Here is a 25,983-nt window from a genome sequence, read left to right as displayed (position 1 = left end):
AAGAGATGCGCAATCTGGGTGAACTCGATTTGAACCTGCTGGTGGTCTTCAGGCACCTGATGCAGGAGCGCAGCGTGGCGGGGGCGGCCAAGAAGCTGTGTGTCACCCCGTCGGCGGTGAGCAAGGCGCTTGGCAAGCTGCGGGACTGGTTCGGGGATCCCCTCTTCGTGCGCGTGCGCCAGGGCTTGCAGCCGACCAATCTCTCCCTGACCCTGGCGGAGGAGCTCAAGACCTGGTTCCAGCTCACCGAGAGCATCAGCACCCTCAACAGCGAGGCGATCCCCGAGGGGGCCCGCTTCAGTCTGGTGATGGAGTCCCCCTTCGGCATCAGCTTCCTGAGCGAGCTGCCCACGACCATCTACCAGAAGTACCCCCACTCCGTGGTCAGGATGCTGGGCTGGGATCACCACTCTCTCAACGACATCGTCAACGGGGAGGCGGATCTCGGCTTCTGTGCCAGGGAGACCCACGGCCGCTCCCATGCCAGGGTCAACCGGCTGCCCTATTACATCGATCATGAGGTGCTGTTCTGCGATCGTCCCGTGGTGTTCCTGCGCAAGGATCACCCCTTGCTCGGGCTGACGTGGTCGCTGACCCGCTTTCTGGCCTGCCCCCAGGTGAGCGTGGTGTGGGAGGCCAGCGACAGCTGGGCACTGGACGATCTGCTGGAGGACGAAGGCCACAGGCGGCAGGTGCCCATCATGGTGGCGAGCTTCGAGCAGGCGCTGCATATCGCCGCCCAAAAGAGCCACGAGCTGATCGCCGTGGTGCCTTCATACTTGCGCGGACTATGCCGCCAGACATCACCCCGACCTCATCCCCATGCCGTTGCCGCTGGAAGAGTCTCTCTATGCCCAGCTGGAGATCGCCTTCATCCTGCTGTGGCACAAGCGCCACAATCAGGATGCCAAGGTGATGTGGTTGCGGGGGGAGATCCGGCGGCTCTATGGCCTGGCCGCGGCGGGGATGACGCGTTTTGCCTAGGGCGGGCCCATGGGGAGCGGGGCGGTGAAAGAGAAGCAAGGGGGAGGAGGCTCCCCGGTTTAGTCGTACTGCTCTTCCATCCAGGCTTCGACGATGAGCTGGGCGGAGACGCCGTCCACGCTCCCCTTGTCCAGCGCCTTGTAGCCGCCACGTTCAAACAGGCGGGCGCGGGCATCCGTGGTGGTGAGCCGCTCGTCCTTGAACTCCACCGGCTTGCCGAAGCGACCGTGCAGGCGATTGCCGAACTTGCGAGCTCGCACCGTGATCTCCTGGTCCGTGCCATCCATGTTGAGCGGCAGACCGACGATCAGCAGATCCGGTTGCCACTCCTTGATCAGCTTCTCTATCTCGTCCCAGTTGGGGATGCCGTCGTTGGCCTTGAGGGAGCGAAGGGGGCGGGCGCTGCCCGTGAGCTCCTGGCCGATGGCGACACCGATGCTCTTGGTGCCGTAGTCAAAGCCCATGATGCTGCGTGATGACATGGGGTCTCCTCGAAATGGATGGATAAATGAAGGGGGAAGACCCCTCCCTGCCTCCCCCTGCTCATGGGGGAGGGCCGGGTGTCAGCTATGGCCCACCTGGCTGGAGAGGTGCAGGGGGTTGACCCCAATGCTCGCGGCGGCTTGCTGCCAGCGCAGGTGGATGGGGGTATCGAAGACCAGCTTGGGATTGGGGGGGATCACCAGCCAGGCGCCATCCACCAGCTCCTGCTCGAGCTGGCCTGCACTCCAGCCGGCGTAACCGAGCGCCACCAGCCAGTGGTCCGGCGCCTCGTCGGTGCCCAGGGTCTCCAGGATGTCCTTGGAGGTGGTGACCATCATCTCGTCGCTCACCTGCAGGGTGGAATTGAAGCCCGGGCGGAAGCTGTGCAACACGAAGCCGCGATCCCCGTGCACCGGCCCCCCCTGCAACACCGGCTGTTTCATCTCGGCGGTGGCGGGGGGATTGAGGTTGAGCTTGGTCAGCATGGCGTCCAGGGCCATGTCGACCGGAATGTTGACCACCAGTCCCATGGCGCCTTCGCTGCTGTGTTCGCACAGATAGACCAGGGAGCGCTGGAAATAGGCGTCCGTGAGGCTCGGCATGGCGAGCAGAAAGTGATTTTGCAGTGTTTGCATGGAGCGTATGTATCTCTAAGCGTGCAAAGGTATTTGGGGTGATTATGGCAGTTGATGGCGGCGGGCAAAACCGCTTTTTGCCGGCAGGAGGGCGGCAGTCAAAGGGGCCCTCACGGCCCCTTGTGTGTGTGTCCTCGCCGCGGCAACGGGTCGCTGGGCAAGGGGTCAGCGGCCCAGTCGGCGCTCGATGGCGTCCATCAGCATGCCGGTGATGGAGACGTCGAAGGCCGCCTCAATCTCGCGGATGCAGGTCGGGCTGGTGACGTTAATCTCGGTCAGGCGATCGCCGATGATGTCGAGGCCGACGAAGATGAGCCCCTTCTCTTTCAGCGTCGGGCCCACCGCGCGGGCGATGGCCCAGTCCGCTTCACTCAAGGGGCGTGCCTCGCCACGGCCACCGGCCGCCAGATTGCCACGGGTCTCCCCTTGCGCCGGGATGCGGGCCAGGCAGTAGGGTACCGGCTCGCCGTCCACCACCAGCACTCGCTTGTCGCCATCCTTGATGGCAGGCAGATAGGTCTGCGCCATGCAGTACTGGCTGCCATGTTCAGTCAGCGTCTCGATAATCACGCCGACGTTGGCGTCATCCTCCTTCATGCGGAAGATGGAGGCGCCGCCCATGCCGTCCAGCGGCTTGAGGATGACGTCCTTGTGCTTGGCGTGGAAAGCCCGCAGCTTGTCTGCTCTGCGAGTGACGAGCGTGGTCGGGGTGTGCTCGGCAAACCAGGCGGTGTAGAGCTTCTCGTTGGCGTCGCGCAGGCTCTGGGGCTTGTTGACGATGAGGCAACCCTCATCCTCGGCCCGCTCCAGCATGTAGGTGGCGTAGATGAACTCGGTGTCGAAGGGGGGATCCTTGCGCATCAGGATCACGTCCAGGCTGGAGAGCGGCTGATCCACCACCTCACCGAGGCTATACCAGTCGGCATAGTCATATTTGACGGTGAGCGGACGCATGGTGCCGAAGGCGCGACCGGCCTCCATGTAGAGATCCTTCATCTCCAGATAGAACAGCTCGTAGCCGCGCTTTTGCGCCTCTTCGAGCATGGCGAAGCTGGAGTCCTTCTTGATGTTGATGGCCGAGATGGGGTCCATCACGATGCCGAGTTTAATGGTCATCCGAGTTTCCTTCCTAATGGCTCGATGGGATGTGATGACCCCCTCCCTGCCTCCCCCTTCACAAGGGGGAGGGGCCTGTTGCTCCCTCCCCTGCGAAGGGGAGGGCCGGGGTGGGGTCGGCTGTCAGGCCAGATCGCCAAAGCGGCACTGAAGCGCAGTAATCGCCGTCAGGGCGGCGGTTTCGGTACGCAGCACCCGCGGCCCCAGCAGCATCTCCTTGAAATCTTCCTGCACGGTACGGGCGATCTCGTCGCTGGACAAGCCCCCTTCCGGGCCGATCAGCAGGCGCACGCCGTGCTCGGGGATGGGCAGGGTGTTGATGCTGTAAGGGGCGCGCGGGTGCAGGTTGAGCTTGAGCTCCTGAGTCTCTTCCGCCAGCCAGGCGTCCAGCTCCATCGGCATGCGCACCTCGGGCACGGTATTGCGGCCGCACTGCTCGCAGGCGCTGATCACCACTTTTTGCCACTGTTCGCGCTTTTTCTCCAACCGATCGGCGGGCAGCTTGACGCCGCAGCGCTCGGAGAAGAGCGGGGTGATGCAGGTGACGCCGAGCTCCACGGATTTCTGGATGGTGAAGTCCATCTTGTCGCCGCGGCTGATCACCTGACCCAGGTGGATGGCAAGGGGGGACTCCACCGAGCGGGTCTCGCAACTGTCGATGGTCACTTCCACCGACTTCTTGCCGACGTTGGCGATGGTGGCGGGGTACTGGTGGCCGTCGCCGTTGAACAGCTCGAGCTGCTGGCCCGGCTGCATGCGTAGCACGCGGCCGATGTGATTGGCACCGTCTTCTGACAGGGCGAGGGTCTGGCCAACCTGCAGGCTGGCCGGTTCATAGATACGTGGAATGCGCATGGCTGATAGTCAGTCTCTTGCTTGGAAACCCTTCAATACCCTACTGCACGGCGGCGAGCAAGGCTCGCGAGACAGAGAGTGAAGGGATTCAGGAGGAGGGGGACGCTCCCCCTCCCTGGTCAAATGGTGTTATTGGCACTGCTTTTCAATGAAGGGATTGGTATTGCCCTGCAGCTTGCCGATACGGCGGTTGCGCTCGCACTCCCAGCGATCAGCCGGATACTGCCTGTCCCAGGCTTCGTAAAGCTTGCGCTGCTGTGCCGCCAGACGCAGTCCGTACTGCTGGCTCATGTAGAGGTAGGCGCGGGCGATCTGGCCACGCACCGGCCCCTTGGGCGGCTGCACCTGGCGCTCCTTGAAGTCCACCAGCATCTGGCACTTGCCGTACTGGTTGGGTTTGCCGTTCCAGTCGCTGAAGCGGAAGTTGGCCCGATCGCCGTTCACCTCGCCGATGGCAGGGAAGAGGTTGTGCATGTCTCCCTCCATCCTGTTGAACTCGTCGCTCTTGCCGCAATTCTTGCGACCCCCGTCCTGCCAGCACTGGAGCTGGTGGCTGAACTCCCAGGCGGGCACCACGTGCTCCCATTCGATACGGGAGGCCCGCTCGGCCTGCTTGCGCGGCAGGTAGCCGCAGCTCTCCCAGTCGGGGGCCATCTTCTTGCCGCTGAACTTGATGTTGCAGCCGCAGTAGAAGGTGACGGGGTGGCTCTGGTAGAGCTTGTTCAGATCCTGCTTCGCGGCGCGAAAGGTCTGGATGTTGTCGGCATGAGCCGGGGCGCTGACCAGCAGGGCCAGGCAGAGGGAGAGCAGAGGGCGAAACATGAATATCCTTGGCAATGAGACAGTTGAATGAAGTAAGCGCGCACCCTATCACAGGAGCGCGACACGGGGTGACTCAATCCGCCGTCGTGTCGCGCTGCCACACCAGGGGCTGGCGACAGCGGCGGCAGTGATAGCGGGCCTCGCCGCGCATCACCTTGTTGTGGCGGCGCACGGAGAGGGGATGCTGCTGGCAGGCGCAGGCATACACGAAGGTACGCTGGGCCAGCACCCCCAGATCGAAGCTGTGGGTGGTGCTGGGTTCGAGGCCGAACAGCTCCCGCATCACCGACTGCCACTGGCGGCCATGGGGCAGTACTCGGCTCTTGCCGCGCCCCTCTCCCCAGAGCGCATAGACCAGCAGGTGCGCCACCTCGTGGGGCACCACTTCCCTGAGAAACGCCTGCTGATTGGCCTGATAGAGCGCCGGATTGAAACGCAGCTCCCAGGTTTGCAGCCGCGCAGACCCTGCCGCCCGGCCCCGCATGTTGCAGTGGACTTGCGGGCGGGGGAAGGTGCGGCCAAGACGCGTTTCGGCCTGCACAAAGCAGGCATCGACGCGTGCGAGCAGCGTCTCGATGAGGGCGGGGTCAAGCCGGGTGGCAGTGGCAGGCATGGGATCCTCGGGACAGGACACAAAAGCAAAAGGGGAGCCAGGCTCCCCTTCTATCACAACCTCGAGCCTTACAGGCCAGCGGCAGCGCGCAGCAGCTCGGCCTTGTCGGTCTTCTCCCAGGGGAACTCGTCGCGGCCGAAGTGGCCGTAAGCGGCGGTTGCCTGGTAGATCGGGCGCTTCAGATCCAGCATCTCGATGAGACCATAGGGGCGCAGCTCGAAGAACTCGCGCACCAGCTTGACCAGCAGGGCTTCGGCCACCTTGCCGGTGCCGAAAGTTTCGACGCTGATGGAGGTGGGCTCAGCCACGCCGATGGCGTAGGAGACCTGCACTTCACAGCGATCCGCGAGGCCTGCGGCCACGATGTTCTTGGCCACGTAGCGGGCGGCGTAGGCGGCGGAGCGGTCCACCTTGGACGGATCCTTGCCGGAGAAGGCGCCACCACCGTGACGGGCCATGCCGCCGTAGGTGTCAACGATGATCTTGCGACCGGTCAGACCGCAGTCACCCATGGGGCCGCCGATGACGAAACGGCCGGTCGGGTTGATGAAGTACTTGGTGTCCTTGTTGATCCACTCGGCCGGCAGCACCGGCTTGATGATCTCTTCGCGCACCGCTTCCACCAGATCGCTGTGGCTGATGGAGTCGCAATGCTGGGTGGAGAGCACCACGGCATCGACACCCAGGATCTTGCCTGCGTCGTCGTAGGCGAAGGTCAGCTGGCTCTTGGCGTCCGGACGCAGCCACGGCAGGGTGCCGTTCTTGCGCACTTCTGCCTGACGCTTCACCAGCAGGTGGGAGTAGGTGATGGGCGCGGGCATCAGCACGTCGGTTTCGTTGGTGGCGTAGCCGAACATCAGGCCCTGGTCACCGGCACCTTGCTCCAGCGGGTCGGTACGGTCGACGCCCTGGTTGATGTCCGGAGACTGTTTGCCGATGGCGTTCAGCACGGCGCAAGAGTCGGCGTCGAAGCCCATGTCGGAGTGGGTGTAACCAATCTCGCGCACGGTGTCGCGCACGATCTGTTCGATGTCGACCCAGGCAGAGGTGGTCACTTCGCCGGCTACCATCACCATGCCGGTCTTGACCAGGGTTTCGCAGGCGACGCGCGCCTTGGTGTCCTGCTGCAGGATGGCGTCCAGCACCGCATCGGAGATCTGGTCGGCGATTTTATCGGGATGGCCTTCGGAGACCGACTCGGAAGTAAACAGCTTTGCCATGTTTGGTTCTCGATTCGTAAGGGTTATCGCCTTGGCCATAACCGGATAATGACAGGATGACTGTAGAGGTATCTACATCTGGACGTCTATTTTAAATAGGTCATCCGGTGATTGCCAGCACTATTTGGGGGTGGAGCCGCCCGGGGCGGGATGGGGAAGGGATCCACCTCCATGGAGGTAAGGCAGGGGGCGGATTGAATCGTTTTCCCCGCCCAGAAAAGCGATTGTGCTCCCAAAGCCACTTTATTCGCCCAGATAATATTTGCACGCCGCGCCCCCTGCTGGGACAATAACGCGCCTTAATCTTGGCCATCAAATGAAGCAATCGCAGGAGATACAGATGCCTTCTCGTAAAGAGCTTGCCAATGCCATTCGTGCATTGAGTATGGATGCCGTTCAAAAAGCCAACTCCGGTCACCCGGGCGCCCCCATGGGAATGGCGGATATCGCTGAAGTGCTGTGGCGCAGCCACCTCAAACACAACCCGAACAACCCCAAGTGGGCCGACCGCGACCGTTTCATTCTCTCCAACGGCCACGGCTCCATGCTGCTGTACTCCCTGCTGCACCTCTCCGGTTATGACCTCTCCATCGACGATCTGAAAAACTTCCGCCAACTGCACTCTCGCACCCCGGGTCACCCGGAGTACGGTTATGCGCCGGGCGTTGAAACCACCACCGGTCCTCTGGGTCAGGGCATCACCAACGCCGTGGGCATGGCGATTGCCGAGAAGGCCATGGCCGAGCAGTTCAACCAGCCGGGTCACGACATCGTCGACCACTACACCTACGCCTTCATGGGCGACGGCTGCCTGATGGAAGGTATCTCCCACGAAGCCTGCTCCCTGGCCGGCACCCTGGGTCTGGGCAAGCTGATCGCGTTCTGGGATGACAACGGCATCTCCATCGACGGTCACGTAGAAGGCTGGTTCACCGACGACACTCCCAAGCGCTTCGAAGCCTACGGCTGGCACGTCATCCCGGCCGTTGACGGTCACAACCCGGAAGCCATCAACGCTGCCATCGAAGCCGCCAAGGCCGAGACCGGCAAGCCGACCCTGATCTGCTGCCGCACCATCATCGGCTACGGTTCCCCGAACAAGTCCGGCTCCCACGACTGCCACGGCGCGCCGCTGGGCAACGACGAGATCGCCGCCGCCCGTGCCTTCCTGAAGTGGGACCACGCGCCGTTCGTCATCCCGTCCGACATCGCCGCCGAGTGGAACGGTCAGGAGAAGGGCGCCAAGCTCGAATCCGACTGGGCTGCCAAGTTCGCCGCCTATGAAGCCGCTCACCCGGCCCTGGCTGCCGAATTCAAGCGCCGTACCACTGGCGATCTGCCGGCCAACTGGGCTGCTGAATCCGCCAAGATCATCGAAACCCTGCAGGCCAACCCGGCCAAGATCGCGACTCGCAAGGCCTCCCAGAACTCCCTGGAAGCCTTCGGCAAGCTGCTGCCGGAATTCATGGGCGGCTCCGCGGATCTCGCGCCGTCCAACCTGACCATGTGGTCCGGCTCCAAGTCCCTGACTCCCGAGAGCGCCGCAGGCAACTACATCCACTACGGCGTGCGCGAGTTCGGCATGTCCGCCATCATGAACGGCATCGCCCTGCACGGTGGTTTCATCCCCTACGGCGCCACCTTCCTGATGTTCATGGAGTACGCCCGCAACGCCCTGCGCATGGCCGCCCTGATGAAGCAGCGCGCCATCTTCGTCTACACCCACGACTCCATCGGTCTGGGTGAAGATGGCCCGACTCACCAGCCGGTGGAGCAGATCGCCTCCCTGCGTCTGACCCCGAACATGAGCACCTGGCGCCCGTGTGATCAGGTAGAGTCCGCCATCGCCTGGAAACACGCCATCGAGCGTACCGACGGCCCGACCTCCCTGATCTTCTCCCGTCAGAACCTGGCCCAGATGGACCGCACCGCCCAGCAACTGGCCGATGCCGCCAAGGGTGGTTATGTGCTGAAGGATTGCGCCGGTACCCCGGAGCTGATCCTGATCGCCACCGGTTCCGAAGTGGAGCTGGCTGTGGCTGCCTATGAGCAGCTGACTGCCAAGGGTCGTGCCGTGCGCGTGGTCTCCATCCCGTCTACCGACGTGTTCGATGCCCAGTCCGCCGAGTACAAGGAGTCTGTCCTGCCAGCCGCCGTCACCAAGCGCGTGGCCATCGAAGCGGGCATCGCCGACTACTGGTACAAGTACGTGGGCTTTGGCGGCAAGATCATCGGCATGCGCACCTTCGGTGAGTCCGCCCCGGCCGAGCTGCTGTTCAAGGAATTCGGCTTTACCGTGGAAAACGTGGTTGCGACCGCAGAGTCCCTGTAATCGCTGAACATTGGGCCACTCTGGCCCAATAGCCAGAAAATAAAAACGCCCTCCATCGCAAGATGGGGGGCGTTTTTTATTGGGAAAAAAATAATAAATTAAAAATATATTTAAATATCTGAGAGTTGATAGTACTTTCTCTAGATGATTGATTTTCATTGTTTAAATAAAGGCTCAGTTATGGTTACAAGAGGCTGGTTTATTATAGTTGTTGTATTGGTGCTTTTATTTTCCCCTGTTGTTTTATATGTAAGTAAATTTGGCGGAGATTTGTCACAAGACCACTCTCGATGGGCTGAATTTGGCTCGGCAATTGGAGGTATCTATGCACCAATACTCGGATTTATTACGTTAGTAGTTTTGATTCGTCAGCTTTATTTACAGAAACAGATGAATGACCAGTATTATTTGCAGCAAGCACGAGAAGATATAGAGTTTTATGCATCGCAATTATCTAATGTTCTTGATGGATCACTGGTCGCTAATGTGCCATTGAGGGCTGTACTTCACGAAAAGTTTATGTTTTGTAGCCCTGAAAATCTATGTTCAATGGACATGAAAAATATTGCCATTGATATTCATAGGGTAATGCCACAGGCACTTGATATATGGGCGGCCATATACCCTGTGCTAATAGGGCTATCTGCGGTGGATGACTCATTATTTAAAATGACACTGGTTTCTTCAAAGCAAAAATTAATTGCATTACTAAGCTTTGAAATATGTGTTGCTTTAGATAATTTACATTTTTGTCGTACTGATGGGAAAAACGGTTTTACATATATTTTTAACCAAAAATTGCAGTAGCCCGTAGGTTCGATTAGCGCAGCGTAATCGGACGTTCGCGTTCTTTAAGACGATGCCATAAAAATAATGCCCCCTCCTGTTACCAAAAAAGAGACCGACATATCGCCGGTCTCTTTTTTATTTCAACAAACCTTACACCTGCGGCGGGGTACTTTCCGCATTGGACATCACCGCATCCATCTGCACCAGTGCGCCGGCGGGCAGTTCGCTTACCCCGAATACGGTGCGGGCAGGCAGATAGCCCGGGAAGTATTGGGTGTAGATGGTATCCACCTCCGCCAGATCCGCAATGTTGGCAAGCTGGATATTGACCTTGACGATATCGTCCATCATGTGGCCGATGCTCTCCACAATGGTCTTGATATGGCCGAGGCACTGGGCGGTCTGCTCACGGACGCAACCGGTCAGCACTTTGCCGGTGGTCATGTCGAGCGGCAACTGGCCGGCGATATGGTTGTAGTGGGAGAAGGCGACGCTCTGGGTATGGAGCGGACTTCGTGGCGCTTTGTCGGTATTGCGGGCACGGATCACCAGGTTGTGCCTGTCTTCCACCAACTGGGGCGGGGTGCCGTCACCGTGGGAGATGACCGCATCCATCTGCACCCGGGCACCCAGCGGCAGGGCAGAGGCCGCGATCACGCTGCGGGCCGGCAGATAGGCGACGGCACGGGCAATGGCCGAATCGGGGAAGAAGGTGGTGTAGACCTCGTTGACGGCGTCCAGATCGGCGAGGTGGGTCAGATAGACAGTCACCTTGACGATGTCGTCAAAGGGCACGTCGATGCTCTCCAGCACGGTTTTGATATTGCGCAGGCACTGGGCTGCCTGCTCGCGAATGCCACCGTCAACCAGGGCGCCGGAGGCGGGGTCGAGGGGCAGCTGGGCACCGATATTGTTGTAATGGGAGAAGGCGACGCTCTGGCTGGAGAGCGGATCCTGCGGGGCGTGGTCGCTGTTTCGGGAGATCTTGAGCAGCGGGCAGGGAGCCTGGGGGAAGGTGCCTTCCCCGTTGGAGAGCAGGGCGTCCATCTGCACCCTGGCGCCGAGCGGCAGACCGGCGACGGCGAGCACTGTGCGGGTCGGCAGCGAGTGGGGGAAGAATGCCCGATAGACGGCGTTGACGGCATCGAGGTCGGCTATGTCCGCAAGGAACAGGGTCACCTTCACCATGTCCTCCATGCCGTGGCCAATGCTCTGGACGATGGCCTGGATATTGGTGAGACACTGTCTGGCCTGCGCCTGGATACCCCCTGCGACCAGCGCGCCCGTTTTCGGATCGACCGGGAGCTGGGCGGCAATATTGTTGTAGTGGGAGAAGGCCACGCTCTGGGTATAGGGCCCCAGATCCTGAGGCGCATTGGGGGTATTTCTGGCTGACTTGATGATGGTACCACTCATGGCGATACTCCTTTTTCGTTTTTGATGTAGGGTCCGGGCCGCATTGTTCTTCCCTGGCCGAATACGGCACGCTGATGACTCGTGATATTGCGGCAACAGTTGCCCGTTCCCGCCGCAGGGCGACGGAGAAAAGGAGAACGATCATCACAGTGTCGAGCCCTGTTTCGATGCAGACAGCGCGTGCAACAGACAAGGGAGAGAAGTTGGCCTGGTGATTCAGACGGGAGAATTCTAGGGGGCGGTTATCCGGGGATGCAAACCGGGATCCTGTTTCTATGAAGTGGCTCAACAGAGTGAAATATATTCATTTTGCGATTCAATTCATGACGGGTATGGCAAATAAAGGTGATGATGATCCCGCTTTACCATGAAAGTGGAACCAGATAGCGCCATATTGTCGCGCATCAGGGTTACAGCCTGTGAATCCTCCGTTAATACTTTTGGCGACATTGCAGCTTATTCTCCCGGTTTTGCATAGCTATCTATTTATCGCTCTCTCGACGCCCTGTTCAGCGCCGCCAAAATATGCTGCGGTGAGCACACTGAAATAACATTCACCCTCTTTGCATGGCCACAGGTCATGACATAAATACGGGAGAAAGAGAGGGCGCTTTTTAGCCCCTGCAGCGGAGGCTGACATGGGCGGGTCACCGCGCCGCCTATGCCATATCTTTTCAGCGGCGCGAACGCAGCCCGCCAACAAGGCTCATACGCAAGGGGAGGGGGCCTTCCCCTTGCCTGGCCCGACTTGCCGCCCCCCGATGCATATCACTCCTGTCATGACCTTTCCTGTGAGGGGGCCCCGGAGTCCGCCCTGCTTTGCCGCCCTGGCGTATCCCGCACTCCTTGCTATGCAGCCGGCTCATCTTCCCCGCACACCCTTATTTGTGCTCTTTATCATCAACTGCCGTTATTGCGACCTGGGTCGGGGTTTGGGTGGATTATTAACTGTATGATTAATAATGAAATCAGGGACCCTGCCGACGAGCAGCACGGATCGGCACTCATCTGCCTGGGAGTGGCACATGCGATCGCATCGCGATCCCCGTCATCTGACTTCGGAGGTTTTATGCTTGGATTCATTCTGGGTGACATGTACAGCCGCACCAGCGGGTTTCGGCCACCCCCCCGCCTAGGCAAGCACTTCCCCCTCGCCCCCGACTATCAACTGCGTGGTCGCACCGGCGCCGCCATCCTGACCATGGAGACCCTGCTCGATACCCCCTATCCCCAGAAGAAGTTCAGAGCCCTGATCTATGGCGCCTTTATCGAGCGCCAGCGTCGCCTCTTTGCCGAGCAGGTGGTCATCGGCCGGATGGAGGAGGGCCAGGACCTGGCGATCGCCATCGATCTCGCCTTTATCAGCACGGCGGTGCCCATCGGTCTGCTCGCCATCTCGGAGGAGATCGCGCTGCTGACCACCCCCCGTCCCACCCAGACCCATCCCCATCAGGCGGCCTTGAGCCAGGCGCTCGACTGTACCGCCATGCTGATGTTCTATGCCAAGGTCATTCGCCAGCGCAATGCAGTGCTTGAGCACATCGGCCACCAGTTCGGCTACAGACCGCAGGCCGGGTTGGTGGCCAGGGTGGGCCACGGCGGGGAAGATGACTATGCCGCCTTCATGGTCAATGTGATGACCTGCATCGCCCATTCGGGCTCCTTCAAGGAGGCGCTGGAGAATGGCGTCAGGATGGGCATGCACGAGCCCGCCTTCTTCTGTATCGTCGGCGCCCTGGCCTCGACCCTGTGGGGAGTCCCCAAACCCTGGGCCCATGAGATCTCTCGATTCATCCAGCGCCAGCATCCCCACTATCTCCAGATCCTGCTGCGGGGCGAAGCCAGGGTGGGCCGCAGACAGATCAACCTGGAGCCTCCCAAACCGCCGCTCTGTGCACCGATCAAGCGCCAGGTAAACCGCTTCCTGAAGTGGGCCTTCTAGGGCCATGGGAGTGCTCTCGAGGTGTGGGCCCATGGCGCTATCCCATCGGCCCGCCCCTCCTGAGGGTCATCACGGGACGGTTATCTCACTGACCCCTGATCCCCCGGCTACCTTGCCCATGAGAGGATGGCCAGAAAAGCCAACGGCTGCACGGGGGACAAGGGGTGGATAGAAGGTGATCCACCTCGCCTTTTGATGTGAACGTCTTTTGATGTTTGGCGCCATACGATACCATGCGCAGCGTGTGTTCCTGTTGGGGGAGGTGCCGCCCATCGCCCCGTGGCTGGCTGCTGGTCCGTCATGATCACGGGATGCACAATCTGGGGCCGCCACGGCAACCCCTTATCGCCATAGTCAACAGGACGGAGTATCAGGATGGCCATTGCCATTGAACAGTCGGACAACACACTGAGGGTGAACAAGGATCGCTACGATCTGGGCCGCATCGTCGGCGTGCAGGTAAAAGCACTCGGCTGGATGGATCGGCTCAAGAAGAGCTTGTTGCTGGGAGTGGTCACCTCCAGTGTGCTCTTTTACTTCACCCCTTCCTACGAGCAGGCGGGCAACTGGCTCATCGTGCTCTTCCTGCCCCTGGTGGGTTTTCTGTCTGGCGCCCTGATGGGGCTGCTCTCCAGCACGAAATATGAGTTTTGCATCGAATTTTCCCACGCCGACGAGACGGGCGTGCAGTGGATCACCGCCGCCAGGAGTCGGCATGTCGCCGATTATGAGACCTTCAAGGCGCAGGCGGCCAGGTTGAAAGAGCGGCTCGGGTAGGGAGCACAGAGTGACGGGTCTGCGTCATCTGGCGCCAGGCATAACAACAAGCCCGAACAGGTGCACCTGTTCGGGCTTGTTTCATTAGGCGGATGGCGCTCGGGGAGCGGCTCAGGCGGGATAGAGGGCGCCCAGTACCGCCGGGCGGCTAGCGCCGGTCACCGCAGGCAGGTTGCCCGGTTTTCGCTGGATAAAGCGTTGTGCCAGCCAGGCAAAGGCGGCCCCTTCCACCCAGTCCGGTGCAAGGCCGAGCTGGGCGGTACTGGTCAGATGCCAGTCGGGCAGCAGGGCTGCCAGCTCCGCCAGCAGCGGGGCGTTGTGGGCGCCGCCGCCGCAGACAAACAGCTCGGGCCGGGTTGGCGCATCACGGTGGGCGGGCAACTGGCGGGCGATGCTGTGGCAGGTGAGGGATTGCAGGGTACGCTGCACATCAGCGGGGGCGTATGCGCAGCCGTCCAGCTCGCCGTCGAGCCAGTCGAGGGTGAACATCTCACGCCCCGTGCTCTTGGGGGCGGGGGCGGCGAAGTAGGGGTGAGCCAGCAACTGCTCCAGCAGCGCAGGGATAGGCTTGCCGCTGGCGGCCCACTGGCCACCGGCATCATAGCTGCTACCGTGGGGCTGGTGGCGGCGATACCAGCCGTCGAGCAGGGTGTTGGCGGGGCCGGTATCGAAGCCATATACCTCTGAACCAGCCCCCCCGTCGGTCTGGCCGGGCAGCACCGAGATATTGGCAATGCCGCCGAGGTTCAGCACCACCCGAAGGGCGCCGGGGCGGGCAAAGAGCGCCTGATGGAAGGCGGGCACCAGGGGGGCCCCCTGACCGCCGAGGGCCATGTCCATGGTGCGAAAATCGGCCACCACGTCGATGCCGGTCAGGGCCGCCAGCAAGGCCGCGTTGCCGATCTGCAGGGTAAAGCCGAGCTGGGGGCGGTGGCGTATGGTCTGGCCGTGACTGCCGATGGCGCGAATCTCCTGGGGAGTCAGCGCCGCCTTGGCGAGCAGGGCCTGGGTGGCGGCGGCAAATTCGCGGGCCACCAGGTTGTCGGCGACCCCCATGCGGTCGATTTCGTTCTCCCCCGGGGTGCAAAGCTCATGCAGGGTGCGAGCCGTATCGACAGGCCAGGGATGGCAGAGGGCCGCCTCGACCCGCAGTGCATCCCCCTCGATCTGCACCAGCACGGCGTCGATACCGTCCATGCTGGTACCGGACATCAAGCCTATATAGCGTTCAGTCATGACAACCCCTTTCAATGATGCGGGGGAACCGTCCGATGCCGTGTTCCGCCTTGGTCGACAGCGCTCAGCTGTCGTCGCCGTTGCCCTTGTTTCTGGCCAGTTGCAGCTCGGGGCTGTCCAGCTTGGCCAGTTGGGGCATGGCCTGGGCCTTGAAGCTGGCCAGCGCCCGCCCGCTGAGAGACTCCGCCTGGGGCAGGTTGAGGGTGCGCGGGTTCTTGTGCACGCCGCCCACCACGAATTCATAGTGCAGGTGCGGGCCTGTGACCCGGCCGGTGCCGCCGAGCAGGCCGATGGTCTGCCCCTGCTTCACTCGCTGCCCCTTGTTGACGGTGCGCTTGGAGAGGTGCAGGTACTTGGTCACGTAGTTGCCCGCGTGCTTGATGAAGACGTAGTTGCCGTTGAACTGGTTATAGCCGGCGGCCACCACGCTGCCGCCGCCCGCCGCCATGATGGGGGTCCCCACCGGCGCCACGTAGTCGATGCCGTTGTGGGGGCGCACCTTGCCGGTGACCGGGTGAAGGCGGCGCGGATTGAAGTTGGAGCTGATGTATTTGAAGTTGACCGGTGCGCGCAGGAAGCTCTTGCGCATCGCCTTGCCGTCCGGGGTGTAGTAGTTGCCATCCGTGTTCAGCACGGCACGGTAGATGGCCCCCTGGTTGACGAACTCGGCGGCCAGGATGTCGCCGGAGGCAACCCGCTCGTCATCCTGGTATTTGTCCTGGTAGACCACCCGGAAGCTGTCCCCCGGTTGCAGGTCCTGGGCAAAGTCGATGTCCCAGCCGAAGATGGCGGCGAGATCCATGATCTGGTCTTCCGTCATGCCCGCTTCGACGGCGGCGCCCCAGAAGCTGGAGCGGATCTCCCCCTGGGCCACCTGTTCGCGGGTGTCGAGCTCGATCTTCACCGGCCTGGCCACGAAGCCGTCATCCCGGCGGTTCACCTTGAGCGCCTGCTCCAGGCTGTGGGGGTAATAGAGGCTGTGCAGCTCGCCGCCCTTGGTGAGCTTGAAGGTGAGCTCCTGACCGGGTTTGAGCAGGCGCAGGGTATCCGTGCCCTCAAGCTGGTCGATGAGGTGCAGATCCGTGGTGCTGAGGCCCAGGCGCTGGAAGATGACCCCCATGTTGTCGCCGCTTCGCACCTTCACCTGTCTGGTGACGTAGCGCGGTTTGGGCGGGGTGACGGGCTCGGCCCGTGCCAGCTGGGCCTCCTCGTCGACCTGCTGCTCGACGGCCAGTTCGTTGTCGTTGTCATCGACCCGGGTGGCGACTGCCTGTTCGCTCGGCCAGGCCGCCAGCATCATCACCATGATGCTCAGGATCAGCACCATCTTGCGGTGCCAGTGAGGGAGAGAGTTGAAGGCGTGCCAAAGGACCATGAGAAGCAGACAAAGTTGAACCCGGAAGAAGGTCGGAGTTTACCGCCTTTCCAATTGGCCCGCCATTCCAGTAATATGTCTGGCCCTGTGGAATCGTGATTGGAGAGTCAAAAAATGTCCCAGCTCGAGGTGGCGCTAGCCGAGATCAAGCGCGGAGCGGAAGAAATTCTGGTTGAAGAAGAACTGATCGCCAAGTTGAAGGAAGGGCGCCCCCTGCGCATCAAGCTGGGGATGGACCCGACCGCGCCGGACATCCACCTGGGTCATACCGTGATCCTCAACAAGCTGAAGACCTTTCAGGATCTGGGCCATGAAGTGATCCTGCTGATCGGTGACTTCACCGCCATGGTGGGTGACCCCTCCGGCAAGAACGCCACCCGTCCGCCGCTCTCCGAAGAGGCCATCAAGCACAACGCCCTCACCTATGCCGAGCAGGCGTTCAAGATCCTCGACCCGGCCAAGACCCGCATCGAGTACAACTCCACCTGGCTGAGTGAGCTGGGCGCGACCGGCATGATCAAGCTGGCGGCCAAGCAGACCGTGGCCCGCATGATGGAGCGCGACGACTTCAAGAAGCGCTACAGCAACGGCCAGTCCATCGCCATTCACGAATTCCTCTATCCGCTGCTGCAAGGCTATGACTCGGTCGCGCTCAAGGCGGACGTCGAGCTCGGCGGTACCGATCAGAAGTTCAACCTGCTGATGGGCCGCGAGCTGCAAAAAGATGCGGGCATGGCGACCCAGTGCGTGTTGATGATGCCGCTGCTGGTCGGCCTGGACGGCGTCAAGAAGATGTCCAAGTCCGCTGCCAACTACATCGGCGTACACGACGCCCCGGGGGAGATGTTCGGCAAGATCATGTCCATCACCGACGATCTGATGTGGAACTACTACGAGCTGCTCTCTTTCCGTCCGCTGGCTGAAATCGAAGAGTTCAAGGCAGGTATCGCTGCCGGCACCCTCAACCCGCGCGACGTGAAGATCTGGCTGGCCAAGGAGATCATCGCCCGTTATCACGATGAAGCGGCGGCCGAAGCGGCCCACGAAGACTTCACCCAGCGCTTCTCCAAGAACGCCATTCCGGACGACATGCCGGAAGTCGAGCTGGCACTGGAAGGGGAAGGGCTGGCCATCGCCAACCTGCTCAAAGACGCCGATCTGGTGGCCACCACCTCCGAAGCGCTGCGCATGATCAAGCAGGGCGCGGTCAAGGTTGATGGCGAGAAGCTGGACGATGGCAAGGCCCTCATCGGTGCCGGTACCGCCGTCTACCAGGTCGGCAAGCGCAAGTTTGCCCGGGTGACCGTGAAGTAAGTCGCCATCTGCGGCGCTGCCATAAGAAAGGCCTCCCTTGCGGAGGCCTTTTTGTTGGGTCATTGACCGGGTCGGTTGGGATCAACCCTCGGTTTTCAGGAAGTTGCGATAGAGCATGTAGAGGTGGGCCGAGCTCCAGCTGAAGTTGCTGGCCCCCTGCATGGCGCCGGTCTCCGGGTTGTAGTTCTCGCGGATGGGGCCGCTGCCCGCCAGCCCCTCGGCATTGCTAAACAGCTTGTTGACGAGCTGTTGGGCATCGCTGCGATAGCCGTAGTTCTCCAGCCCCTTCACCCCGAAGTAGAACTGATCCAGCCAGACCCGACCGCGCCAGTAGATGTCGGGGTCATAGGCCGGGTTGGTCAGTGCCGCCGTGCCGAGCGGCACCCTGGTGTTGAACTCCTGGGCATTGAGCATCACCTCGCGCACCCGCGCCGCCTTCTCCTTGTCCGCCACCTCGGCCCAGAGCGGGCTCCACCCTTCCGGGCCACGGCCGCGGGCGGTCAACAGCTTGCCGACGCAGCCGTTGGCGTCGGGCAGATCCCCCTGGGCTATCTGGCGGTCGTAATAGAAGCCGGAGGCCTCATCGAACAGGCAGCTGTTGATGTAATCGGCCAGCTGGGTCGCCCCTTCGCGATAGCGGCTCGCCTCGTCCGGCTTGCCGAGCAGCTCGGCCATGTCGGCCAGGATGCGCTTCTCCTTGGCGAGGAAGGCGTTGAGCTCCACCGACTCCTGATCGATGGAGAAGCCGGTGAGGTTGCCGTCGTCCTCATGGTTTTCAAAGAAGAAGACGTTCCAGTCCTGGCGCGCCCTGGCCATGTCGCCGCCATAGGTCTTGTCGGCATAGCGCTTGAGCTGATCCGGCTCGATAAAGCCGAAGCGGGCGGCGTTGTCCATGCCGGACTCCCAGCCGGCCCCGTGCTGGGCGCCGATATCCATGTCGGCGTAGCCGCCAACGCTCAATACCTGCTGATAGAGCGCCATGCCGGCGCAGCCATACCAGCCATCTCCCTCATTGGTACAGCTCGACAGATCCAGCCCGACCGGTGCCCCCGTCGGGTACTGCACCTTGAAGGTGATGTTGCCGAACTCGTCGTTGTGCTCGACGTGGCGGGTGGCGCCATATTCGATGATGCCGTTGCGGTTGTTGTCCCGCGCCCGATACCACCAGTCGTGATAGGCCTGGATCTTCGGGTACATCTCGGCGATGAAGGCCTTGTCCTGGGTGGCGCTGTAGATCTCCCAGATGGCCCAGGCGGAGAGGGGCGGCTTGGTGTCGCGCTCGTTCCAGTTGCCGCCGTCGCCACCGCGATCGGCGAGCTTGTTGTAGAAGACGGCGTCGATCACCATGCCGGCATCCTGCGGCCGAACCGGGTCATCGGCCTGGATCTGGTAGTCATACATGGCGCGCACGTTGTTCTTGGCTACCTCGGGGTTGAAGTGGGCCATTGCGTAAGCGTGCTTCCAGCTGTCCCAGGCCCAGACCCCGTCGAACCAGCGGGCGGTGTTGGAGGGGGTCACCCCGTCGTGCAGGATGGCGCCGGCCGGTGAGCGCCAGTTGCCATTGAGGGTCTCCATCGCCTTGACCGCGATGCGCCGCTCCGATTCCGGGATCCCCTGATTGGAGAGGCCGCGCGCCAAGTAATCCTCCCAGCGGCGGATGGAGTCGTCGAAATGGCTGGCGGGGTCGGCCAGCAGGTCCTGGCGGCTCTGCTCGAAACGACTCGCTTCAGCACTGCTGTGGACGTAGCTCTGCAGGGTGTAGATATCCTGCTGGCCCTTGGCGGCCAGGGTGAGGCTGGCCTCGCTCACGTAGCCGAGCCCCTGCTCGTCGAGGGTGGTGCTACTCGGCAGGGTGCGATCGATGCGGTAGCTGGCGCTGCCGCTTTGCATGATGTTCCAGGTGCTGCGCAGTTTGCCGAACTGGAATGCCACGCCGCGCTCGGTCTGGCTGATGGTGCGGGTCCAGGCGGGGTACTGCTCGGCTACCGTCTTGTTGGCATCCCACTGGTTGAGCAGCTCCCCCTGCCAGTTGAGCTTGAGGGTGAGGGGGGCGTCAGTGTGGTTGATGAGGCGGGTGCGAACCAGCGCAGTGCGGGCATCGCCGTAGCGCAGCTCCAGCTCCAGGGTGAAGGGGTCGAATTCGAAGCGTTGCACCAGCGCCCCCGGGATGGCGTACAGCGCCTGTTTGCTGGCGCTGGTGAGGGGAAAGGCGCGGCCGCTCTCGTCGCTCAGGGTCAGCTTGTCCAATTCCCTTGCGAAGAACAGGCTGTACTCCTCTGCGATGACCATGGGGCCGGTAAAGCCGCCCCACTCGCTGTCGCTGGCGGGCAGCAGGAAGCCGTGCCAGGCGCCGAGATCGAGCAGCGGGTTGTATTTGAGGTTGGCGTAGCTGTCAAAGTCACGGAACTGGAGCGGGGTGCCGCTGCGGTCGATCACGTTCTGATACTGATTCGCTAGGGTGGCGCTGGGGGCGGCCGGGCTGCTGGAGTCATTGCCGTTGCAGGCAGTGAGGCCGAACAGGGCGACGCTCAGGGTGATGGAAAGTAAATTTTTACGAAACATCTCTCGCTCCAATGACAGTTTTTGTAGGTTAAGGAAGGTGTTTTATAGTGATTATTTTAGTGAAAGCGTTTGCGAGAGCCATTATAGGGCGATTATGACGGGATTATTGGCGCTGTGTCACAGTGCAGGAGGGGCGAGTGTGAGCCGGATCACCCGGTTACACGAGGTTACATAGTCTTTTGTTTTAGTAATTGTTTACTTTCGTGGTGGCAGTCAGCGAGAGAGAGGAGGGGCAGGTACGCAGGTATTGGTGGGGGGTCAGGCCGAACTCCTCCTTGAAGCGCGCGGCAAAGCGGCCGGGGGAGTCGTAGCCACAGGCGAGGGCGGTCTGAAGCGGCGTGAGCCCCTGTTGCAGCAGGGTGAGGGCGTGCCCCAGGCGTACCTGGGTCAGCACCTGGCGAAAGCTGCGCCCCTCGGCGGCCAGTTTGCGGACCAGAGAGGCGCGGCTCATGGCGAAGTGGGTCGCTACCGTCTCCAGCCGGTGATCAAGACCAGGCTCCACACTGAGGTAACGGGCCAGCCGTTCCCCCAGGGTCATGGTGGTGGCAGGAAAGAGCAGGCCAAGGCCCCCCGCTTCCCTGAGCTCGCCATAAAACCCTTGCAGCAGCTGGGTCTGGGCCGTCTCGCAGAGCTGCCGCTGCGCCATGGTGGTGACGAGATCGAAGCAGAAGGCGAGGGCCGACGTCACCCTGATGGCCGGTGGCTTGAGGAGATCGAGGGTGCTCTCTGCCAGCCACTCGGCCGGTGGCGGGGCCAGCAGGGTGAGCGCCTGGGAGCGAAACGTGCCCTGCTCCGGCTGGTTGACGAAGGTGAGCCGGTGACCCGCCGGGATCAGCAGCCAGCTCTCCTTGTCAAAGGAGAGGCGCTGCTCCCGCCACCACAGCTGCTTGCGGCCCTGCTGCACCCAGATGAGGGTCGGCGCGTAGATGAGCACCCGGCGCAGGGGCTGCTGGCGGATCCCGAAGTAGTGATTCAGTTGCAGCAGGGGCGTGCTCATCGGGCGGGCTCCTAGGGGGTGGTGAAGGTGGCGGTCAGGGTGGCCTTGCCAAGGGCCAGGCTGTTGAGCATGTAGCCTACCATGGCGGGCGGGGTGTTGGCCTTCACCTCCAGCGCCTTGGGCAGGGCCCAGACGGTGAACTGGTAGCGGTGCATGCCGTGACCGGCGGGCGGGCAGGGGCCGCCATAACCCTGGGTACCGTAGTCGGTGCCAAGCTCCAGCCCCTGCTTGATCTTGCCGGAGGCATTGCTCGGCAGCTCGCTCTGGCTGGCCGGCAGGTTCACCACCAGCCAGTGCCACCAGCCGCTGCCGGTGGGGGCGTCCGGGTCATAGGCGGTGATGGCGACGCTCTGGGTGCCGGCGGGCAGGCTCTGCCAGCTCAACTGGGGGGAGCGGTTCTCGCCGCTGCAACCAAAGCCGTTGAAGCTGAAGACCTTGTCCATGGGTTCACCCTCGCGGATGTCGGTACTCTTGAGGGTCATGGCGCCGGCGGGCAGAGCCGCGAGGCAGAACAGGGGCAGCAGCGGGATAATGGGGGATCTCATGATGGGCACTCCTTTGTGTGAATATGGCATTCACTCTAAGGGGGCTGGCTCAAAACAGAGTGCCCGTATGGCTCAAATTATGCCATGGAAACGGCTTTTGTGAGCTGTTCGGGGCTTTTGAGGGGCATAAAAAAACCGGCATCCTGGGATGCCGGTTTTTGGGAGAGGCGAGGGGCCTTAGCGCAGGATCATCTCGTCACGGCCCGGGCCGACGGAGACCATGGGCACCGGCACGCCCAGCAGGGCTTCGATGCGCAGCACATAGTCCTGGGCAGCCTTGGGCAGCTCGGCGAAGGTGCGGCAGGCGCTGATGTCTTCGCTCCAGCTCTCCATCTTCTCGTAGACGGGGGTGAGGGCGGCGGTCTGCGGCCAGATCGGGTTCTCGGTGTGGGCACCTTCGTAGGCCACGCAGATCTTCAGATCCGGCAGACCGGTCAGGCAGTCCAGCTTGGTCAGGGCCACTTCGGTGGCAGCCTGCAGCTCGACGCCGTTCTTGGTGGCGACGGCATCGAAGTAACCCACGTCACGGGGACGGCCGGTGGTGGCGCCGAACTCGTTGGTGATCTTGCGGAACTCGTCCTGGTTCTCCATGGCGGTCAGCAGGGTGCCGGTACCGACGGAGGAGCTGAAGGCCTTGGCCACGGCGATGACGCGCTCCGGGCGCAGGCCCGGCAGACCGCCACCGATGCCGGCGTAGGCGCCGGAAACGTGGGAGGAGGTGACCCAGGGGTATTCGCCGTAGATGAGATCACGGCCGGCACCCAGCTGGGCTTCGAACAGCAGGGTCTTGCCTTCGGCTTGCAGTGCCTTGAGGGGCATGCTGACGTTGCAGACGGCGTCCAGCCAGGGAGCGGACACTTCCAGCAGCCAGTCGGCCATCTCCTGGGCGGTCTGGGTGAATTCGAAGTCCGGATAGAGAGCCTTCATCTGCGGCAGTTTCCAGTCCAGCATGAACTGGATGCGCTCGACCAGCACGTCCGGCTGTTTCAGCCAGCCCACCAGGATCGCCTTTTTCATGACCCGATCACCGTAAGCCGGGGCGATGCCCTGACGGGTGGAGCCGTAGGCGCCGTCACCCAGGCGTTGCTCTTCCAGGGTGTCTTCCAGCGCGTGCAGCGGCAGGCAGAGGGTGGCACGGTCAGAGATGGCGAGCTTGGGAATGACGCCGGAGGCCTTGACCTCTTCCAGCTCGACGGTGAGCTTCTCGGGGCTGATCACCATGCCGGGGCCCAGCACGACCAGACAATCCGGGTTGAAGACGCCGCTCGGCACCTGGTGCAGCTTGAAGGTGCCCAGATCGTTGACCACGGTGTGGCCGGCGTTGTTGCCGCCCTGGAAACGAATACTGGCGCCAGCCTGGCCTGCCAGATAATCGACGATGCGGCCTTTGCCTTCATCACCCCAGTTAGCACCTACGACTACGATAGACGACATGACTCTTTCTCCTAAGACGTTAGGCGTCCATCCTAGGAGCCCCGTGAGGATTAGAAAAATTAATTATCTTTATAATTCCGATAAGGAAGCCATATAATTCCGGTGCCATTATCGACACCGCGCTCCCTTTCGTGGTGCCCGTGCCCTGGCGGCGCTGGCCTTGCCATCGACCTGGGAGAAGAGGAACCCCATGCTGGACATTCACTGGCTGCACACCTTCGTCACCCTGGCCCGGTTGCAGCACTTCGGCCAGACGGCCACCGAACTGCACATGACGCAACCCAATGTGAGCCTGCACCTCAAGAACCTGGAGCAGGCGACCCGGGTCAAGCTGGTGGAGCGCAGCCCGTTTCGCCTGACCCAGGCGGGGGAGCGGCTGCTGCAAAGCGCCGAGCGCGCCATCAACGAGTTGCAGCTCTGCCAGTCCGATCTCAATGCCCTGAGCCAGTTGAGCCAGGGGACGCTCGCCATCGCCGCCAGCGACATCATCTCGCGCCTGCTGCTCATCCAGCCGTTCCAGCGCTTCAAGCAGGCTTTCCCCGGCATCGACCTCACCCTGTTCAACACCACCTCGGATCAGGCGGCGGATCTGGTGCGGGCGGGCAAGGCGGATCTGGGCTTCGTGATGGCACAAAAGCGCAGCGAGCCGCTCTTCTACACCGAGTTGCAGCAGGTGACCTGGTGTGCCCTGGGGCACGGCCTGGCCCGCTGGCAGGCGCGGGCCAGCTCGGGGGAGAGCGATCCTCTGGACGAGCCGACCCTGATCCTGCTGGGGCACGACACCCGGACCCGGGCATTGATCGATCCCTCCCTGCCCCTGCTCGGCCTGCCGAGCTGCCGCATCATGGAGGTGGGGAGCGTGGATGCCCAGCTCGACTGGGCCGAGGCGGGTTTTGGCGTCGCCATCGTGCCGGATTTCTCCCTGCACCCCAGGCTCAAGCTGACCGCCCCGGTGACCCGGCTCACCGATTTTCCCGGTACCAGCCTGGGGTACGTGGTGCGCCAGAACCAGGTGCTGTCGCGGGCCATCAAGCAACTGCTGCACTGGGTGGAGGAGGAGATCCAGAATCCGGCGCTGCTGCTGGCGCCGTGACAGGCCAGGCGCCCGTTCCCCATAACCAAGAGGCCACCCCTGGGGTGGCCTCTTGGTTGGTGTTCATTGCCCGGCGGGGGCTGTGGTCTCCACCGCATGGTTGGGCGGGCTGGCCGGCATGGCCTGCGGTGATGGCGCCTCCAGCGGCGTTGCCGCCGAGGCGGGCGCCTCAAGCGGGGTCAGGGGATGGCCTGGCGCCAGGGTTGCGCTGCCCGGTGTGGGGGGCTTGGTCAGGGCCGGGGCCTGGTTAGTGGAGGCCGCCCCCGAACTGGTTGAGAGGGTCGCGGCGGCCGGCTGCTCCGGCAAGGTGTCGGACCCCTCCAGTGGCGCGGTGCCTTCCAGGGGGTCTATCCCATCGGTCGGTGTGGCCGCGCTGCTCGCCGGGGGCAAGGTCGGCAGGGCGCCCGAGGTGGCCCCGGCCCCGGATGCCGTGAGGGTGTCCGCCGGGAGGGTGGGCACGGCATCCAGCATGCCGGGATGGAGCAGGGCGATGCTGCCCGCCTGCATGCCTTCCCAGGTGAGGGTGGTCAGTGCCGGATGCAGTCGGGTGAACTGCTTGAGCCGCTCGTTCAGCACGTCCCGCAGGGTGCGCACCTCGCTCTCGGGCAGGCTGGCCAGCGCCACCAGTTCGGCGGTGACGGCGAAGGTGTTGACGCCGCTTGTCTGCCCCGGATAGAGGTTGGCGCCGATGCGGCTGCGATCGTAGTAGGGGTGCTGCTTGAGCAGCTTGTCCACCTGTTCCCCCTCGATGGGAATGAGGCGGGCCTGACAGCGGCCGGTGAGATCGCCGATGGCCTGATTGGGGTGACCGGCGACCACGAAGGCGGCATCCAGGGTGCCGTCACAGAGCCCCTCCAGCCGGTTGCCCGGGGAGATCACAGGCGGGCGACTGAAGTCGGCGACCCGCCACCCCATGGCATCGAGCAGGGCACGGCTGGTGACCCTGTCCCCGGAGTTGGGGGCGCCGACATCGACCCGCTTGCCCTTGATGTCGGCCAGGGTGGTGATGTTGCTGGTGGCGCTGGCAATCAGGGTCAGGGACTCCTTGTGGAGCCGCAACAGGCTGCGCAGCTGATCGTCCGGGGCCTGGCCCGCGAAGGGGCCGGTGCCGTGCACTGCATGGTAGAGCACATCCGACTGCATCAGGGCGAGCTGTACCTCTCCCTTGGCGAGGGCCGCCAGATTGGCGATGGAGCCCGAGGTACTCTGCACCGTGCAGTGCAGGTCGTGGCGGGCACTCTCCTCGTTGAGCAGGCGGCAGATGGCCCCCCCTGTGGGGTAGTAGACGCCGTTGAGGGCTCCCGTACCGATGGTGACATAGGCGGGGGAGGCGAAGAGGGAGGGCGCCAGCACGGCCGCAAGCCAGGGCAGGGCGGTACGTGACAGACGCAACAGGGCAGAGAAGGCGAATGGGCGCATAGTGGACCGAAACCGTGGCTGAAC

Annotated in this window: 21 protein-coding genes and 1 pseudogene; 7 read left to right on the top strand and 15 right to left on the bottom strand. The window is 62.5% G+C overall.

Annotation, left to right across the window (positions count from 1 at the left end; all coding sequences use genetic code 11):
* The first annotated feature begins 5 nt into the window (after positions 1-5).
* A pseudogene (yidZ, locus tag I6L36_RS07225) lies at positions 6-984 on the top strand (HTH-type transcriptional regulator YidZ).
* 59 nt (positions 985-1,043) lie between these two features.
* Here yidZ and ruvX read toward each other — a convergent pair.
* The 7 genes from ruvX to metK all read right to left on the bottom strand — a co-directional run bounded on the left by ruvX (position 1,044) and on the right by metK (position 6,728).
* Positions 1,044-1,466, bottom strand: coding sequence for a Holliday junction resolvase RuvX (gene ruvX / locus I6L36_RS07220; protein WP_010673863.1), 423 nt, complete (start codon positions 1,464-1,466; stop codon positions 1,044-1,046).
* A gap of 81 nt (positions 1,467-1,547) precedes the next feature.
* Complete coding sequence (locus tag I6L36_RS07215; protein ID WP_103261728.1) at positions 1,548-2,102, bottom strand: YqgE/AlgH family protein; 555 nt, start codon at positions 2,100-2,102, stop codon at positions 1,548-1,550.
* A 165-nt stretch (positions 2,103-2,267) separates the two neighbouring features.
* Complete coding sequence (gene gshB / locus I6L36_RS07210; RefSeq protein WP_109113215.1) at positions 2,268-3,218, bottom strand: glutathione synthase; 951 nt, start codon at positions 3,216-3,218, stop codon at positions 2,268-2,270.
* 123 nt (positions 3,219-3,341) lie between these two features.
* Complete coding sequence (gene rsmE / locus I6L36_RS07205; protein ID WP_104455513.1) at positions 3,342-4,073, bottom strand: 16S rRNA (uracil(1498)-N(3))-methyltransferase; 732 nt, start codon at positions 4,071-4,073, stop codon at positions 3,342-3,344.
* A 129-nt stretch (positions 4,074-4,202) separates the two neighbouring features.
* Positions 4,203-4,895: an endonuclease gene (locus I6L36_RS07200; protein ID WP_162540637.1), complete on the bottom strand. Its 693-nt coding sequence runs from the start codon at positions 4,893-4,895 to the stop codon at positions 4,203-4,205.
* A gap of 73 nt (positions 4,896-4,968) precedes the next feature.
* The gene (locus I6L36_RS07195) at positions 4,969-5,508 is read right to left on the bottom strand and encodes a SprT family zinc-dependent metalloprotease (RefSeq protein WP_109112953.1); all 540 of its coding nucleotides are present in this window, start codon (positions 5,506-5,508) and stop codon (positions 4,969-4,971) included.
* A gap of 68 nt (positions 5,509-5,576) precedes the next feature.
* Complete coding sequence (gene metK, locus I6L36_RS07190) at positions 5,577-6,728, bottom strand: methionine adenosyltransferase (protein WP_010673869.1); 1,152 nt, start codon at positions 6,726-6,728, stop codon at positions 5,577-5,579.
* A 340-nt stretch (positions 6,729-7,068) separates the two neighbouring features.
* Between metK and tkt the strand changes: the two genes are divergently transcribed.
* Positions 7,069-9,060, top strand: a complete 1,992-nt coding sequence (tkt, locus tag I6L36_RS07185; RefSeq protein WP_109112954.1) for a transketolase — start codon at positions 7,069-7,071, stop codon at positions 9,058-9,060.
* A gap of 144 nt (positions 9,061-9,204) precedes the next feature.
* A complete protein-coding gene (locus I6L36_RS07180) occupies positions 9,205-9,867 on the top strand; it encodes a hypothetical protein (protein ID WP_216987097.1) in 663 nt (220 codons plus the stop codon).
* 132 nt (positions 9,868-9,999) lie between these two features.
* Here I6L36_RS07180 and I6L36_RS07175 read toward each other — a convergent pair whose 3' ends face one another.
* Positions 10,000-11,265, bottom strand: coding sequence for a RidA family protein (locus tag I6L36_RS07175; protein ID WP_109112955.1), 1,266 nt, complete (start codon positions 11,263-11,265; stop codon positions 10,000-10,002).
* Positions 11,266-12,334: 1,069 nt separating this feature from the next.
* On the opposite strand from I6L36_RS07175, the gene I6L36_RS07170 reads away from it, so the two are divergent.
* Both I6L36_RS07170 and I6L36_RS07165 read left to right on the top strand, forming a co-directional pair.
* Positions 12,335-13,207, top strand: coding sequence for a hypothetical protein (locus tag I6L36_RS07170; protein WP_216987096.1), 873 nt, complete (start codon positions 12,335-12,337; stop codon positions 13,205-13,207).
* Between the two features lie 375 nt (positions 13,208-13,582).
* The gene (locus I6L36_RS07165) at positions 13,583-13,984 is read left to right on the top strand and encodes a hypothetical protein (protein WP_223302527.1); all 402 of its coding nucleotides are present in this window, start codon (positions 13,583-13,585) and stop codon (positions 13,982-13,984) included.
* A gap of 111 nt (positions 13,985-14,095) precedes the next feature.
* On the opposite strand, the gene I6L36_RS07160 is transcribed toward I6L36_RS07165, so the two are convergent.
* Positions 14,096-15,220: an anhydro-N-acetylmuramic acid kinase gene (locus I6L36_RS07160; protein WP_109112822.1), complete on the bottom strand. Its 1,125-nt coding sequence runs from the start codon at positions 15,218-15,220 to the stop codon at positions 14,096-14,098.
* A 64-nt stretch (positions 15,221-15,284) separates the two neighbouring features.
* Complete coding sequence (locus tag I6L36_RS07155) at positions 15,285-16,595, bottom strand: peptidoglycan DD-metalloendopeptidase family protein (protein WP_041212599.1); 1,311 nt, start codon at positions 16,593-16,595, stop codon at positions 15,285-15,287.
* Positions 16,596-16,709: 114 nt separating this feature from the next.
* Between I6L36_RS07155 and tyrS the strand changes: the two genes are divergently transcribed.
* The gene (gene tyrS / locus I6L36_RS07150; protein WP_039040151.1) at positions 16,710-17,909 is read left to right on the top strand and encodes a tyrosine--tRNA ligase; all 1,200 of its coding nucleotides are present in this window, start codon (positions 16,710-16,712) and stop codon (positions 17,907-17,909) included.
* An 81-nt stretch (positions 17,910-17,990) separates the two neighbouring features.
* Here tyrS and ygjK read toward each other — a convergent pair whose 3' ends face one another.
* From ygjK to I6L36_RS07130, 4 genes are all read right to left on the bottom strand, one after another.
* Positions 17,991-20,471 carry an alpha-glucosidase gene (gene ygjK / locus I6L36_RS07145; RefSeq protein WP_109112821.1) on the bottom strand — a complete coding sequence of 827 codons (2,481 nt, stop codon included), beginning with the start codon at positions 20,469-20,471 and terminating at the stop codon, positions 17,991-17,993.
* Positions 20,472-20,655: 184 nt separating this feature from the next.
* Positions 20,656-21,468 (bottom strand): AraC family transcriptional regulator, encoded by an 813-nt coding sequence (locus tag I6L36_RS07140; protein ID WP_048207195.1) that lies wholly within the window; start codon positions 21,466-21,468, stop codon positions 20,656-20,658.
* An 11-nt stretch (positions 21,469-21,479) separates the two neighbouring features.
* On the bottom strand, positions 21,480-22,013 hold the full coding sequence (locus I6L36_RS07135; RefSeq protein WP_049637270.1) for a YbhB/YbcL family Raf kinase inhibitor-like protein: 534 nt from the start codon (positions 22,011-22,013) through the stop codon (positions 21,480-21,482).
* A gap of 177 nt (positions 22,014-22,190) precedes the next feature.
* Positions 22,191-23,447, bottom strand: coding sequence for an adenylosuccinate synthetase (locus I6L36_RS07130; RefSeq protein ID WP_042880306.1), 1,257 nt, complete (start codon positions 23,445-23,447; stop codon positions 22,191-22,193).
* A gap of 190 nt (positions 23,448-23,637) precedes the next feature.
* Between I6L36_RS07130 and I6L36_RS07125 the strand changes: the two genes are divergently transcribed.
* Positions 23,638-24,540, top strand: coding sequence for a LysR family transcriptional regulator (locus tag I6L36_RS07125; protein ID WP_041212603.1), 903 nt, complete (start codon positions 23,638-23,640; stop codon positions 24,538-24,540).
* A gap of 63 nt (positions 24,541-24,603) precedes the next feature.
* Here the strand turns inward: I6L36_RS07125 and I6L36_RS07120 are convergent, their stop codons facing one another.
* Positions 24,604-25,959 (bottom strand): TAXI family TRAP transporter solute-binding subunit, encoded by a 1,356-nt coding sequence (locus tag I6L36_RS07120; protein ID WP_216987095.1) that lies wholly within the window; start codon positions 25,957-25,959, stop codon positions 24,604-24,606.
* Positions 25,960-25,983: the final 24 nt, after the last annotated feature.

Source organism: Aeromonas sp. FDAARGOS 1406 (assembly GCF_019048565.1).
Taxonomy (GTDB): Bacteria; Pseudomonadota; Gammaproteobacteria; order Enterobacterales; family Aeromonadaceae; genus Aeromonas; species Aeromonas caviae.
The sequence above is the reverse complement of the archived record's forward strand: the minus strand, read 5'-3'. Positions and strand labels throughout refer to the sequence as shown.